This is a genomic window from Actinoplanes ianthinogenes (genome assembly GCF_018324205.1).
GTDB lineage: Bacteria > Actinomycetota > Actinomycetes > Mycobacteriales > Micromonosporaceae > Actinoplanes > Actinoplanes ianthinogenes.
Genome location: NZ_AP023356.1, coordinates 6,486,358 through 6,499,482, shown reverse-complemented (window position 1 = coordinate 6,499,482; position 13,125 = coordinate 6,486,358). Strand labels below are relative to the sequence as shown.

Genomic DNA, 13,125 nt, shown 5'->3' with positions numbered 1-13,125 from the left:
CCTGTCCGGGCACGTGACAGGGCCATGAGCACCAGCCCGCGGGGTCTGCTCGGCGGGCCTTCCCGCCGTACCGGAAATGGGCGATCCGGCAGGACAGCGGCCCGGCGGCGAAGGGCGGAAACGGCGACAGCCAGCCGGGGATCCGGCTGGCTGTCGCGTTGCTGAAGCGGTCAGTGCGCCATCGCGGGCGGGGCGTCCGGGTCGACGTCCAGCGGGCCGGTGCGGAACAGCACCGCCGCGACCACCGCCGCCAGCACGAAGAAGCCGGCCGACCACCAGAACACGGTGTGGTAGCTCTCCAGCGCGGCCTGCGCCTGGGCCAGCTTGGACGACGGGTCCTTGCCCTTCAGGTAGTCGGTCGCGGCGGAGGCGGCGAACGAGCTGAGCAGCGCGGTGCCGATCGAGCCGCCGATCTGCTGCACCGTGTTGATCATCGCGGAGGCCACACCGGCGTCGCGGTGCTCGACGCCCGAGGTGGCGGCGTTCTGCGTCGGCGCGAAGACCAGGCCGAGGCCGAGACCGATGATGATGAGGCCGGGCAGGACCCCACCGGCGTAGGTCGAGTCGAGCTGGAGGCGGGTCAGGAAGAGCATGCCGCCGGCGGCGACCAGCGCGCCGACCGGGACCAGCGGGCGCGGGCCGACCTTGGGCGCCAGGATCGAGCCGGCCGTGGTGGCGGTCAGCATCACCGAGCCGAGCATCGGCAGGAACGCCAGCCCGGTCTTGACCGGGGTGAAGCCGAGCACCGCGACCAGGAAGTAGGTGAGGAACAGGAAGATGCCGAACATGCCGGCGCCGGCGATCGCGATCGAGGCGTAGGAGCCGCCGCGGTTGCGGTCCAGGACGACGCGCAGGGGCAGCAGCGGGTTCTTCACCCGGCGCTCGATCAGCACGAACGCGATCAGCGCGAACACGCCGACGGCGATCGGGCCGAGCGTCCAGCGGGAGGTCCAGCCGTCCGTCTCCGCCTTGCCGAGGCCGTAGACCAGGCCGACCAGGCCGACGACGGCGGCGACGGTGCCCGGCACGTCGATCTTGCCGTGGGCGTTGACCGGCTCGTCCTTCAGCTTGACGAGAGCGCCGACCACGGCGAGCGCGGCGATCACCAGGTTGACGTACAGGCACCAGCGCCACGACGCGTACTCGGTGAGCACGCCGCCGAGCAGCAGGCCGATGCCGCCGCCGGCGCCGGAGATGGCGCCGAAGATGCCGAACGCCTTGCCCCGCTCGGCCGGCTCGGTGAACGTCGTGGACAGCAGCGAGAGCGCGGCCGGCGCCAGCGCCGCGCCGAACGCGCCCTGCAGCGCGCGGGCCACGATCAGCATCTCCAGGTTGCCGGCCGCGCCGCCGAGCGCGGAGGCCAGGGCGAAACCGATCAGGCCGATGAGGAACATCCGCTTGCGGCCGAAGAAGTCGGAGAGCCGCCCGCCGAGCAGCAGCAGGCTGCCGAAGGCGAGGGCGTAACCGGTGACCACCCACTGGCGGTCGGCGTCCGAGAAGCCGATGTCGGCCTGGGCGGTGGGCAGCGCGATGTTCACGATCGTGGCGTCCAGCACCACCATCAGCTGGGCGAGCGCGAGCACCACCAGCGCCCACCAGCGGCCGGTGTCACCCGGAGCCTTAGTACCGGCGCCCTGTGGTCGATCAAGAAGGGTGCTCATGGTGCCCTTTCGAGAAGTTGAGGTACGTCCTCCACTTCGGCAGGCTAGCACCGTAAGTTGAGGAATCACCTCCGTTTCGATGTACGCTCGGACACATGACCGAGACCGCCCGCCCGCTGCGCCGCGACGCGCAGCGCAACCGGGAGCGCATCCTGCACGCCGCGCACGACGTCTTCGCGGCCCGCGGGTTCGCCGCGACCCTGGACGACGTGGCGCAGCACGCGGGCGTCGGCGTGGGCACGGTCTACCGCCGCTTCCCCACCAAGGAGTCGCTGATCGAGGCGCTCTTCGCCGACCGGCTGGAGGATCTGGTCTCGATCGCCGAGGACGCGCTGGCCCTCCCGTCCGGCTGGGACGGGCTGACCATGATGCTGCGCCGCACGGTCGAGATGCACGCGGTCGACCGCGGGATGCGGGACGCGGCGCTCTGCCTGGGCGTGGACAAGCAGCACTTCGTGGAGGTCGGCGAGCACCTGGTGCCGCTGATCCAGGAGCTGATCGACAAGGCGCACGCCGAGGGGACGCTGCGGGCCGACGTGGGGCTGCACGACCTACCGGTGATCATGGCAACGGTGACCGAGCTGGCCCAGCACAGCAGCGCCCGCCGGCCGGCCGTCTACCGCCGTTTCCTGGAGCTGATCATCGACGGCCTGCGGGCCGGCCCGGACAACGGCGACCTGGGCCCGGCGATGACCCAGGAGGACGTCGAGGCGATCGTCGACGACTGCGTGCCACCCATCAAGCGGACCTGATCAGGCGGGGCCGGTCATCGCCTGCCAGCGGGCCAGGTTGTGCCGCGCGTCGACCAGCGCGTCGTGCCGCCCGGCCATCTCCGGCAGCGGCGGCCGGCCCAGGTCGTCCCAGCGCTGGCGCAGGTCCTTGGTGAACCGGGGGATCTCGCGGGGCAGCGCCGGCATCGCGCCCCACAGCTGCGCGAGGGCGACGTGGTCATACGCCGCGTACCAGGCCCAGAGCTCCATCTGCTCGCTGCGCCCGTGCAGCGGCTCCATCAGGAACTCGTAGAGGTCGTCGCGGATCCGCTCCCGGCTGCGCCACGCCTTGTCGGCCGGCGACGGGAGCTTGTCCAGCACGTTGCGGCGTACCCAGGGCACGGCGCGGCTGTCGTCGAACTCGGTGCTGACCGCGTAGAACTCGCGGCCGAACTCGTCGACGACACCGATCGAGACCAGGTCGACGATCCGGCCGTCCTCGATGAACTCACAGTCGTAGAAATAGCGGTACCCCATCGCGGTACATCCTCGCCCATCGTCATCCGGGCATGGACTCCAGGGCCTCCCTCGCCGTCGCCAGCCCGGCCGCGCATCCCCAGCGGGCGAACCGCTCGGCCAGCACCGCCCAGCGCAACCGCAGCAGCACCGGCAGCGCCGCCTCCAGCTCGTCGGCCGCCACCGGGCCGGCCGCGCGGTACCCGTCGAGCAGCTCGGCGGCCCGCTCCGGGCCACCGGCGTAGACGACCGCGGCGGCCACGTCGTAGACCAGCGGGCCGGTGCCGGACGCGCCGCAGTGCAGCAGGCCGGACCGCCCGGTCGCGGCGTCCAGCACGAACGCCTCCGGGGCCGGGTCGCCGTGCAGCACGCCGTACGTCAGCCGGTCGGTGACCGTGAGCCGGGTCGCCGCGGCGAGCGCCGCCGCGACCGCGCCCCGCAACCACGGCTCGGCGTCCAGGTGCGCGGCCTCCGGGTCGACCGGCTGCCAGGGCCGCAGGCCGGGATGCCGGAACCCCTCCAGGGCCCGGTGCACGGCGCCCAGGCGTTCGCCCCACCACTGCTGGTCGACCGGGTCGGCGCCGTCCAGGTGCCGGCCGGGCACCCGGCGCAGCACGGCGAGCGCGCCGTGCGGGGTCTCCACGGTGAGCGCGCCGCCCAGTGTCCGGACCGGCTCGCCGGCCTCGATCCGCACGCCGCGCAGGTGCACGGCGGCGGCCAGCCCGGCCTCGACCGGGAGCCGCGCCGCGGTCTCCACGAGCCGCGCCACGTAGCGCTCCGGCCCGGCGGTGACCTCCCAGCCGCGGGACATCACCGCCATCGGCAGCTCGGTGATCTCGGACGGGGAGAGGTGCCACTGCTCGCGGAGAGCGGTTCGCACAATGTCGTCTTCCGGCACCGCGGGATTATCGCGGCACACCAGTCAAATCCGACGGACAGCGAGGGCGACAATCACAGAAGGCGATGGGGTGTTTACAGAAAGCGACGGAAGCGACATGATCGGACGAGGCATGTGTCGATGTCCGAGGTAGAAATGGCGTTCGAAGCGTGCTGTGTGCTAAGAGTGATCGTTCGCGTCGTGGGGCCGACGCCGGCCGGGGTCGACGCGGTCCCCCTGGGGGGAGGGATAACGCCGTGGACCATCGCATGCCGGATAACGGCGACGCGCTTACCGGCGTGGAGATGTTCGCCGGGCTTGAGCCGGATGTCCGACAGCGGGTCATCGCCACCGCGGTTCCGCGTCACTATCGGAAGGGACAGATCCTCTTCGTCGAGCACGACCCGGGGGACTCCCTGATCATCATGAAACGAGGCGCGGTCGCGGTCTTCCGCACCGCGCCGACCGGTGAGCGCGCCGTGCTCACCGTGGTGCGACCACCCGATGTGCTGGGTGAGGTGTCCCTTCTGGACGCCTCGACGCGCAGCGCCTCGGCCGAGGCCATCGAGGACTCCCAGGCGCTGTCGCTGTCCCGGGCCGCCTTCATGGACCTGGTCCACTCGAACCCGCGGATTCTCGATGCGGTGATGCGATCAGTCGGGGGGCTGATCCGTCGTCTCACCGAGCAGAACGCCGACCACGTGTTCCTCGACCTGCCCGGCCGGGTGGCCAAGACGCTGGTGCGGCTCTCCGGCGAGAGCCAGGCGCCGATGATCACCATCGAGCTGAACCAGAGTCAGCTGGCCGAGATGGCCGGCGGTTCCCGGCAGAGCGTGAACCAGGCGATCGGCTCGTTCGCCAACCGCGGCTGGCTGCGCACCGAGGGCCGCCGGATCGTGGTCACCGACGTGCAGGCGCTCAAACGCCGCGCCGGCATGAACTAGGTCAAGGTCAAACCCGCTTTACGGTACGCCCGGAGCGGTCCCGTGCCGGTCTCGCGCGAGGGGGCGCGGCGGCCACGGGACGGTGCTCCGGGCGTACCGTAAAGCGGTTGTGATCCTCAAGCCGGTTGCACTTGTTTGAGTTTCGAGGCGTAGACGTCGACGTACTCGCGGCCGGAGAGCGCCATCAGCTCGAACATGATCTCGTCGGTGATGGCCCGTTCGACGAACCGGTCACCCCGCGACTCGGAGTACCGGGAGAAGTCGAGCGGCTTGCCGATCCGCATCCGGACCCGCTTCACGGTCGGGATCAGCGTGCCGGTCGGCTGGATCTCGTCGGTGTTCAGCAGGGCCACCGGGACGACCACGGCGCCGCTCTCCAGGGCCAGCCGCGCCACCCCGGTCTTGCCGCGGTACAGCCGCCCGTCCGGCGAGCGGGTGCCCTCCGGGTAGATGCCGGCGACGTTGCCCTCGCGCAGCACCCGCAGCAGGGTGTCCAGCGCCGCCTGGGCGGCCTCGCCACCCGAACGGTCCACCGGGATGGTCCCCGCGCCGACGAAGAACATCCGCGAGAACCAGCCCTTGATCCCCTTGCCGGTGAAGTATTCAGCTTTGGCGACGAAGGTCACTTTCCGCTTCATCACCAATGGGGTGAAGATCGAGTCGGAGAACGAGAGATGGTTGCAGGCCAGGATCACCGGGCCGGACCGCGGCACGTTCGCCAGGCCCTCGACCTTGGGGCGGAACACGAGCTTCAGCACGGGTCCGAGGACCACCAACTTGAGCAGCCAGTAGAACACTGCCGTCCTTTCAGCGGATGCCGCCGGCGTCCCGGGGCGCAAGAAGGGTACGAAGCGGGGGCGGCGCGCCACAACGCACTCCCGCAACAGGCGCATGCCGTGTCACCATTCAAGGCACGGTCGGCGAGGGGGGTGTGCATCGGTGACAGCGGGCGGCGCCCGTCGCGGGCGGCGGGACAACGGGCTCGACGCGACCGATTACGCGGTCGCGGGTGACGTGGATCCACGCGTCGGTGAGCACCTGCTCGACGTGCTCGCGGCCGGCGGCATCGCGGCCTATCTGCAACCCACCGCGGACCTCAACCCGATCCTGCGGGCGACCACGCTGCCGGCGCGGCCGACCGATCGGCTCTACGTCGACCGGACGCACCTGGAGACCGCGCGCGAGCACCTGCACCAGGTGACCGGCGGCCAGCCGCCCACCCCGCCCGCCGAGCCGCCGGCCGCGCCGCGCCCGCAGGCCGAGGTGGACGCCGAGTGGGACAAGATCATCGCCGGCTTCCACACCACCGTCGACCCGCAGGCCGCGCCCTGGCCCGAGGCCGAGGGCACCACCAAGCCGGAGCAGCCCGACCCGCCGCACAACCGGCGGCGCACCGACCCGCCCGCGGAGCTGGTCTTCCACCCGGTCGTCGACCCGTTCGGCCACCCGGTGGCCGACGACGAGGACGACGAGCGCTACGTCCCGCCCCCGCCCCCGCCGCTGCCGAAAATCTCGAAGTACGCGGTGACCGGCGTCCTCGGCATGATCCTCGGCTTCGTGCTGTTCCTGGTTCCCACGCTGATCCCGATCGACTCGTTCTTCGTGATGGTCCTCGGCGTCGCGGCGATCGTCGGCGGCGCCGCGACCCTGGTCTGGCGGCTGCGGAGCGGCGACGACGACGACGAGTTCGACGACGGCGCCGTGGTCTGAACCGGTCACATCGACAAGCATAGGTGTTCTGACGGTAACCTACGGTGATGCGCCGTAGTTCGCTCGTGGTCGTCGCCAACCGTCTGCCGCTCGATGACAACGCCGCCCGGGACGGCGCCTGCGAGTGGCGGCGCAGCCCCGGCGGGCTCACCGGCGCCCTGCACTCGATCCTCCAGCAGGCCCCGGCCACCTGGGTGGGCTGGGGCGGCGGGGAGGGCCCCGGCCCCCGGTTACCCACCGTCGGGAGTGTGCGGTTACGCCCGGTCGCGCTGAGCAGCGACGAGCAGCGCGGCTACTACGAGGGGTTCGCCAACTCCACGCTCTGGCCGCTGTACCACGACGCGGTGCAGCAGCCGGTCTTCCAGCGCGAGTGGTGGGAGACGTACCGCGCGGTCAACCAGCGGTTCGCCGAGGCCGCCGCCGAGGTGGCCGGCCGGCACGCGGCGGTCTGGGTGCAGGACTACCACCTCCAGCTGGTCCCGCGGATGCTCCGGGAGCTGCGCCCGGACCTGCTGATCGGCTTCTTCATGCACATCCCGTTCCCGCCGCCCGAGCTGTTCATGCAGCTGCCCCGCCGGGTCGAGCTGCTGGACGGGATGCTCGGCGCCGACCTGGTCGGCTTCCAGCGCGAACAGGCCGCGCACAACCTGGCCCAGCTGGCGCAGAAACTGCTCGGCGCGCAGACCGGCGACCACACCGTCCACGTCGGCGGCCGGACCGTGCGGACCGGCGCGTTCCCGGTCTCGATCGACGTGGCCGAGATGGCCGCGCTGTCCGCCCGGCCGGACGTGGTGGCCCACGCCGGCAAGCTGCGGCACGACCTGGGCGAGTCGAAGCGGGTGCTGCTCAGCGTGGACCGGCTGGATTACACCAAGGGCATCGAGCACCGGCTGACGGCGTACCGGGAGCTGCTGCGGGACGGGCACGTGAAGGTGCGGGACACCGTGCTGGTGCAGGTGGCGGTGCCCAGCCGGGAACGGGTGGAGAGCTACCGTGACCTGCGGGACCGGATCGAGGGCGAGGTCGGCCGGATCAACGGCGAGTACGGCCGGGTCGGTGAGCCCGCCATCCACTACCTGAACCAGCCGTTCGACCGGGCCCAGCTGGCCGCGCTCTACCGGACCGCCGACGTGATGGTGGTGACCCCGCTGCGGGACGGGATGAACCTGGTCGCCAAGGAGTTCGTGGCGGCCCGGGAGGACGGCCTGGGCGCCCTGGTGCTCAGCGAGTTCGCCGGGGCGGCCGCCGAGCTGCCCACCGCGTTCCTGGTGAACCCGCACGACCTGGACGGGCTGAAGCAGACGCTGCTGCGGGCCCTGGAGGCGGAGCCGGCCGATCTGCGGGCCCGGATGAGCGCGATGCGGCGGCACCTGGCCGAGCACGACATCAACGCGTGGGCGCGGGCGTACCTGACCGCTCTGGATCAGACCGGCAGGCTCGCGCAGCGTCTCCCCCAGCTTCAAGATCCCATTCAGGATCTTGCCGACTCGGATCCGCGCTGATCACCGATCGTCGCTCCCGCCAGGGACCCTTCCGGTCTGAGCAGGCCGCTGGCGCGGCCTGAACGCTCAGCCCGGAAGGGCGACGTCCGCGGGTGGCCACGACCCGCCGGACCCTGAACCCGGCCCGGCCTCTCCCGGGTCGTCAGAGTTGCTTGGTGAGCCAATCCAGGATCGCGTCGATCGGCTCGGCCCAGCTGTCCTCCAGCATCAGGTCGTGGCCCATGCCGGGGAACATCAGCGGTGCGACGCCGTAGGCCGCCGCGGCCCGGTCCAGCGCTTTCGGCGACACCGTGCGGTCGTCCGGGCTGCCCACCACCAGCACCGGCGGCGCGCCGACCGGGCGCGGCGGGACGGTCCGGCGCCACCGGCCGAAAACCGGCGCCACCAGCACCGCCGCCCGGGCCGGGTAACGGCCCAGCGCCCGGGCCACGGCCGCCGCGCCGGTCCCGTGCCCGACCAGCACGGTCTGGCGGGGCAGCGCGGCCGCGGCCTGCACCGCGTCGTGCGCCTGCACCCGCAGGTCGCCACCGGGGCGCGGGGTGAGCGCGTGCGCCGGGAACCCGCGCCCGGCCGTCCGCGGCAGCCAGTGCTCGGCGAACACCGCGGCGCTGTGCCGGCGGCCCGGCACGAACAGCACCGGCGGATGCCCCTCGCCCTCGTCCGGCAGCAGCGAGACGACCTCCCGCTCGGCGGGCGGCACCGGATCGGTCCAATCCTGGAACCGGAGCAGATCAAAAGCGGTCACGCGACCGGCTCCATCTCATTGAGCAGACTCTCCAGCGCACGCAGATAGTCGATGTGGTCCACCTCGAACCAGTGCCGCTCGGTCTTCACCACCCGGCGCCGCGACCAGGAGGCGAGCGGCTTGGCCGACTCCCTCTGCTGCACCGCGGCGGCCCGCTCCGGGTCGCTCTGGCGCAGCCGCAGCCACCGGGCCGCCGCCACGCTCTGCCAGTGGGCCAGCGGGAACACCCCGGAGTCCGGCTGCACCAGGCCGATCACGGCGAGCGTCGGGTTCTTCCTGGCGAAGGTGTGCAGGTGCAGGTCGGGGCGGCCGTCCGCGTCGAGGTCGAGCAGTTCGGGGGCGAGGAACTCGAAGCGCGGGCGGTACCCGGTCGCGGTGATCACCAGGTCCGGTTCGATCCGCTTGCCGTCGGCGAGCTCGACCGCGGGGCCGTCGAACGCCGTCACGTCCGGCACCGGGGTGATCCGGCCGTGGCCGAGGTAGTACGGCAGCTGGCTGTTGACGATCGGGTGACTCTCGTACGGCTGGTGGTCCGGCTCCGGCAGCCCGAACCGGGTCAGGTCGCCGGTGGTGAGCCGCACCGTCCGGCGGTACAACCACTGCCGCACGCGCAGCGGCAGCCGCCACCGGAGCAACCGGTCGTTGACCTGGTCGGCGGGGCGGCCGAGGACGTACTTGGGGGCGTACCAGTACCCGCGCCGGGTCGAGTGCCACACCTGGGCCGCCTGCTGGGCCGCCTCCACCGCGATGTCGCAGCCGGTGTTGCCGCCGCCGACGATCAGCACCTTGCGGCCGCGCAGCAGCGACGGATCCTTGTACGCCGACGCGTGCAGCACCCGCCCCCGGAACTCCCCGGGGATCGACGGTTTCCGCGGGTCCCAGTTGTGCCCGTTGGCCACGATCAGCCCGGCGTACCGCGAGGTCCGCGACGAGCCGCCCCCGGTCGACCGGGTGGTCACCTCCCAGCCGCCGTCACCGGTCGGCACCGCGGAGACCACCTCCATCCCGAACCAGATGTGCTCCCCCAGCCCGAAATGCGCCGAGTACCGCTCCAGGTAGCTCAGCACCTGGCTGTGGTGCGGATAGTCCGGCCAGTTGTCCGGCATCGGGAAGTCCGGGAACTCGGTGAGCGGCCGGGACGAGATCAGGTGCGCGCCGGCATAGACCGGGCTGCGGTCGTGCCGCCAGTTCCAGGCGCCGCCGACCGCGGTCTCCCGCTCGTAGCAGTCCACCTGGAAGCCCAGCTCACGCAAGTTCTTGACGGCGGTGAGGCCGCTGGCGCCGGCACCCACGACGCAGACGGCGTCGCGACGGTCGCCCAGGTCCGGGGAGTCGTGCACCCGGCGATCCTGCCAGACGTGAGCCTCAGTCGGAAGGGAGTAGAAGGTCCGCGAGGACCGGTAGATGGTCACTCGCGGCACGTGCCCGATCGGTCGCGATGATCTCGTATCGCTCGATGTGCACGTCCGGGCTCACGAACAGCCCGTCGATCCGCCGGCTCGGCGCCGTGGCCGGAAAGGTCGGCTCGTCGTCCTTGGTGGTCAGCAGACCGTCCTCGACGGTCCGCCAGGCGCCGCCGCCGGGACCCTCGTTCAGGTCGGCGGCCGCGATCACCGGGCCGGTCAGCGCGTCCAGCTCGGACTTCCAGTGCATCGCCTGGGCCGGGCGCTCGGCCGGGTCGGTGGCCAGGTGCGAGCCGGAGACGGTGAACGCGGCGCCGAGCACCCGGCAGCGGGCGAAGAACGCGCCGCGCAGGTGCCGCCCGGGCGTCAGCGGGTAACGCAGGCACCAGGTCTCGCCGACCGCCACCCGCAGGCTGACCAGCAGCAGGTTGCCCAGCGCGGGCAGCCCGCCGGCGGCCACCACCAGGCCGCACTCGTCGGCCAGCGTGGCGCTCCGGGACCGCCAGCGGAACCGGCGCGGGGCCTCCTGCATCACGAGGACGTCCGGGGCCAGCTCACGGACCAGGCTCACCAGCGCGGCACGGTCGTCCTTCAACCCGTGCACGTTCCAGCTGAGCACGCGCAGCGGCACCCCGGACATCCCCACCACCACGTCCTAGGCGCGCCGGGCCAGGTCCGCCGCGCCGACCACGCCGGCCACGTTGCCCATCCGGGCGGCGTGCACCTCGGCGACCGGGAAGCGGTTGCGCTGGGCGAGCTGGTCCCGATAGGTCCGCTCGGCCGGGCCCATCAGCAGCGGGCCCGCGTCGATCACGCCGCCGCCGATCACCAGGATCTGCGGGTCGAGGCTCTGCGCGAGGTCCGCGAGGGCCACCCCGAGCCAGTACCCGACCTGGGCGAACGCGTCCATCGCCACGCCGTCGCCGGCCCGCGCCGCCTCGGTGATCTGCCGGCCGCTGATCGCCAGGGCGTCCCCGCCGGCCAGCTCCAGCAGCTTCGCGGCGCGCTCCGGCTCCTGCCGGGCGGCGGCCCGGGCGAACCGGACCAGGGCGTTGCCGCTCGCGTACTGCTCCAGGCAGCCGAGCCGGCCGCAGCCGCACGGGTGCCCGTCCGGCACCGACTGGATGTGCCCGAGCTCGCCGGCGATGCCGTTGGCGCCGTGCCACAGCTTGCCGTTGAGCACGATGCCGCCGCCGATGCCGGTACCCACGGTGATCATCACCATCGAGTCGTCGGCGTGCTTGGCGACGCCGAACCGGAACTCCGCCCAGGCGGCCACGTTCGCGTCGTTCTCCAGCACGGTCGGCAGGCCGACGGCTTTCGCCACGTAGTCGCGCAGCGGCTCGTCGCGCCAGGCCAGGTTCGGCGCGAACAGCACGGTCGAGCCGGCCGCGTCGATCCACGCGGCGGCACCGATCCCGATCGCGGTCGCCTCCGGGTACTGCGCCGCCAGCTCGGCGGCCACCTCGACGATCGTGTCCCGGGTGCCGGCCGGGTCCTCCGCCGGCGTCGGCCGGCGGTTCGCCGCGAGCACGTTGCCCTGCTCGTCGACCACGCCACCGGCCACCTTGGTGCCGCCGACGTCGATTCCGATGGTCAGCGTCACGCTGCCCGTCCCCTCTACAAGCAAGTTCACACCGCGTCGCCGTCGCGGGCGTCGTCGCCCGGGCCGGCATCACGGTCCTCGGGCGCCGAGGCGCCCAGGTCATGATCCACGCTACGGTGCGCGGCCGGGCCTTGTGCGGCGGCCTCCGCGGTGACCACGGACCAGACGTCGGAACCCGCTTTCCCCCGATTACCCGGAACTCGCCTCGCCGACCCGTTCCGCTTCGCCGCCGCCTTCGCCGGGGCGGCCTTGCTCGCCGTTTCCTTCGGCACGTCCGCGGACCGCTCCGACTCACGGTCGTCCGGCGCACTCGCGGTCCGCGCGTTCTGCGTCGGTACGTCCGCAGACCGCTCGCCCTCACGGTCGTCCGCCGGACTCCCGGTTCGCGCGTTCTCTTCCGGTACGTCCCTAGACCGCTCCGACTCACGGTCGTCCGCCTGACTCCCGGTTCGCGCTTTTTCTTTCGGTACGTCCGCAGACCGCTCGGGCTCACGATCGTCCGGCGCGCTTCCAGTCCGCGCGTTTTGTTCCGGCCCGTCCGGAGATCGCGCTGGCTCGCGGTCATTCGCTGGGCCGGCGGTTTGCCGGCTCTCGCCGGGAACGCGCCCCGCGAGCAGGTCGCGCGCCACCCGTCGAGCCTCCGACACCGCCCTGGCCACGGCCTCCTCAGCCGCCCGTGCCCGGGCTCGCGCCTGCTCCGCCTCCCGCGCGCTCGCCGCCGTCGCGGCCGCCCAAGGATCCGCGCCGGTCTCCGCCGCACTCGTGCCAGCCTCCGCCGCCGGCGCACTCCCGGCAGTGCCCGCAGCCGAGCCACGCGCGGTAGTCCCCGCGGCCGAGCCACTCGCCGCAGTCCCCGCAGCCGAGCCACTCGCCGCAGTCCCCGCAGCCGAGCCACCCGCCGCAGTCCCCGCAGCCGAGCCACTCGCACGGGTCGCCGCCGACCAGGCGTCGTCCGGCTCCGCGGCGGGCCGCCCCGCTCCCCCACCGGGTGATTTTCGTGCCCGGTCGCCCTGGAGCGAGCCGGCCAGCGAGGCCAGCCCGCGCAGCACGCTCGCCGCTCCGGTGGCGATGTCCCCGGCACCGCTCGCGATCTTGAAAGCGGTCTCCGGGCTGGGGTCCCGGACCGCGGCGATCGCCTTGCAGACCGGGCAGACGCAGCACTCCGGGCTGCCGGTGGCCCACGCCCCGGCACCGCTCGCCGGGTGCGCGCCGCCGCCGGGACCGCGGGCAGCGTCGTTCAGCGCGCCGAAGAAGCCGTCCACGGTGCCGCCCACCAGCGTGGCGGCGTCCGAGACGACATTGGGCGTACGCGAAGGGTCTTTGGGGCTGAAGCGGCCTCGCGCCGCGGCGCCGACCCCCGCCGTCGCGGCCCGGGCGAGGATCGTGGCGACCAGCCGCTCGGCCTCCTCGCGTGCTGACCCGGCCATCCGCTCCCCCTCACGCTCGCTGCG

13 protein-coding genes are annotated in these 13,125 nt (G+C 72.7%); 4 read left to right on the top strand and 9 right to left on the bottom strand.

Features of this window, described 5'->3' with window-relative positions; genetic code table 11:
- Positions 1-170: 170 nt before the first annotated feature.
- Positions 171-1,661 (bottom strand): DHA2 family efflux MFS transporter permease subunit, encoded by a 1,491-nt coding sequence (locus Aiant_RS29470; protein WP_189336286.1) that lies wholly within the window; start codon positions 1,659-1,661, stop codon positions 171-173.
- A gap of 95 nt (positions 1,662-1,756) precedes the next feature.
- On the opposite strand from Aiant_RS29470, the gene Aiant_RS46650 reads away from it, so the two are divergent.
- On the top strand, positions 1,757-2,413 hold the full coding sequence (locus Aiant_RS46650; RefSeq protein ID WP_189336285.1) for a TetR/AcrR family transcriptional regulator: 657 nt from the start codon (positions 1,757-1,759) through the stop codon (positions 2,411-2,413).
- On the opposite strand, the gene Aiant_RS29460 is transcribed toward Aiant_RS46650, so the two are convergent.
- Both Aiant_RS29460 and Aiant_RS29455 read right to left on the bottom strand, forming a co-directional pair.
- Complete coding sequence (locus Aiant_RS29460; protein WP_189336284.1) at positions 2,414-2,908, bottom strand: polyadenylate-specific 3'-exoribonuclease AS; 495 nt, start codon at positions 2,906-2,908, stop codon at positions 2,414-2,416.
- Positions 2,909-2,930: 22 nt separating this feature from the next.
- Positions 2,931-3,767, bottom strand: a complete 837-nt coding sequence (locus Aiant_RS29455) for a phosphotransferase enzyme family protein (RefSeq protein ID WP_229831411.1) — start codon at positions 3,765-3,767, stop codon at positions 2,931-2,933.
- A gap of 266 nt (positions 3,768-4,033) precedes the next feature.
- On the opposite strand from Aiant_RS29455, the gene Aiant_RS29450 reads away from it, so the two are divergent.
- Complete coding sequence (locus Aiant_RS29450) at positions 4,034-4,708, top strand: Crp/Fnr family transcriptional regulator (protein ID WP_425322721.1); 675 nt, start codon at positions 4,034-4,036, stop codon at positions 4,706-4,708.
- 116 nt (positions 4,709-4,824) lie between these two features.
- Here Aiant_RS29450 and Aiant_RS29445 read toward each other — a convergent pair whose 3' ends face one another.
- Complete coding sequence (locus Aiant_RS29445) at positions 4,825-5,505, bottom strand: lysophospholipid acyltransferase family protein (RefSeq protein WP_189336281.1); 681 nt, start codon at positions 5,503-5,505, stop codon at positions 4,825-4,827.
- Positions 5,506-5,647: 142 nt separating this feature from the next.
- On the opposite strand from Aiant_RS29445, the gene Aiant_RS29440 reads away from it, so the two are divergent.
- A complete protein-coding gene (locus tag Aiant_RS29440) occupies positions 5,648-6,418 on the top strand; it encodes a DUF308 domain-containing protein (RefSeq protein ID WP_189336280.1) in 771 nt (256 codons plus the stop codon).
- Between the two features lie 47 nt (positions 6,419-6,465).
- Positions 6,466-7,920 carry an alpha,alpha-trehalose-phosphate synthase (UDP-forming) gene (locus Aiant_RS29435; protein WP_189336279.1) on the top strand — a complete coding sequence of 485 codons (1,455 nt, stop codon included), beginning with the start codon at positions 6,466-6,468 and terminating at the stop codon, positions 7,918-7,920.
- A 142-nt stretch (positions 7,921-8,062) separates the two neighbouring features.
- On the opposite strand, the gene Aiant_RS29430 is transcribed toward Aiant_RS29435, so the two are convergent.
- The 5 genes from Aiant_RS29430 to Aiant_RS29410 are packed head-to-tail and all read right to left on the bottom strand — an operon-like array spanning position 8,063 to position 13,101.
- On the bottom strand, positions 8,063-8,665 hold the full coding sequence (locus Aiant_RS29430; protein WP_189336278.1) for an alpha/beta hydrolase: 603 nt from the start codon (positions 8,663-8,665) through the stop codon (positions 8,063-8,065).
- Positions 8,662-10,005 carry a flavin-containing monooxygenase gene (locus tag Aiant_RS29425; protein ID WP_189336277.1) on the bottom strand — a complete coding sequence of 448 codons (1,344 nt, stop codon included), beginning with the start codon at positions 10,003-10,005 and terminating at the stop codon, positions 8,662-8,664. The genes Aiant_RS29430 and Aiant_RS29425 overlap by 4 nt, the downstream gene beginning before the upstream one ends.
- A 25-nt stretch (positions 10,006-10,030) precedes the next feature.
- Complete coding sequence (locus Aiant_RS29420; RefSeq protein WP_189336276.1) at positions 10,031-10,708, bottom strand: endonuclease/exonuclease/phosphatase family protein; 678 nt, start codon at positions 10,706-10,708, stop codon at positions 10,031-10,033.
- Between the two features lie 15 nt (positions 10,709-10,723).
- Positions 10,724-11,674: an ROK family glucokinase gene (locus Aiant_RS29415; protein WP_189336275.1), complete on the bottom strand. Its 951-nt coding sequence runs from the start codon at positions 11,672-11,674 to the stop codon at positions 10,724-10,726.
- Positions 11,675-11,700: 26 nt separating this feature from the next.
- Positions 11,701-13,101, bottom strand: coding sequence for a hypothetical protein (locus tag Aiant_RS29410; protein WP_189336274.1), 1,401 nt, complete (start codon positions 13,099-13,101; stop codon positions 11,701-11,703).
- Positions 13,102-13,125 lie beyond the last annotated feature (24 nt).

What these genes read in the sequence shown, in the direction of transcription:
- Aiant_RS29410 (WP_189336274.1), bottom strand. Translation starts at nt 13,101, where the DNA reads ATGGCCGGGTCAGCACGCGAGGAGGCCGAGCGGCTGGTCGCCACGATC.
- Aiant_RS29470 (WP_189336286.1), bottom strand. Translation starts at nt 1,661, where the DNA reads ATGAGCACCCTTCTTGATCGACCACAGGGCGCCGGTACTAAGGCTCCG.
- Aiant_RS29450 (WP_425322721.1), top strand. Translation starts at nt 4,034, where the DNA reads ATGCCGGATAACGGCGACGCGCTTACCGGCGTGGAGATGTTCGCCGGG.
- Aiant_RS29435 (WP_189336279.1), top strand. Translation starts at nt 6,466, where the DNA reads ATGCGCCGTAGTTCGCTCGTGGTCGTCGCCAACCGTCTGCCGCTCGAT.
- Aiant_RS29460 (WP_189336284.1), bottom strand. Translation starts at nt 2,908, where the DNA reads ATGGGGTACCGCTATTTCTACGACTGTGAGTTCATCGAGGACGGCCGG.
- Aiant_RS29420 (WP_189336276.1), bottom strand. Translation starts at nt 10,708, where the DNA reads ATGTCCGGGGTGCCGCTGCGCGTGCTCAGCTGGAACGTGCACGGGTTG.
- Aiant_RS46650 (WP_189336285.1), top strand. Translation starts at nt 1,757, where the DNA reads ATGACCGAGACCGCCCGCCCGCTGCGCCGCGACGCGCAGCGCAACCGG.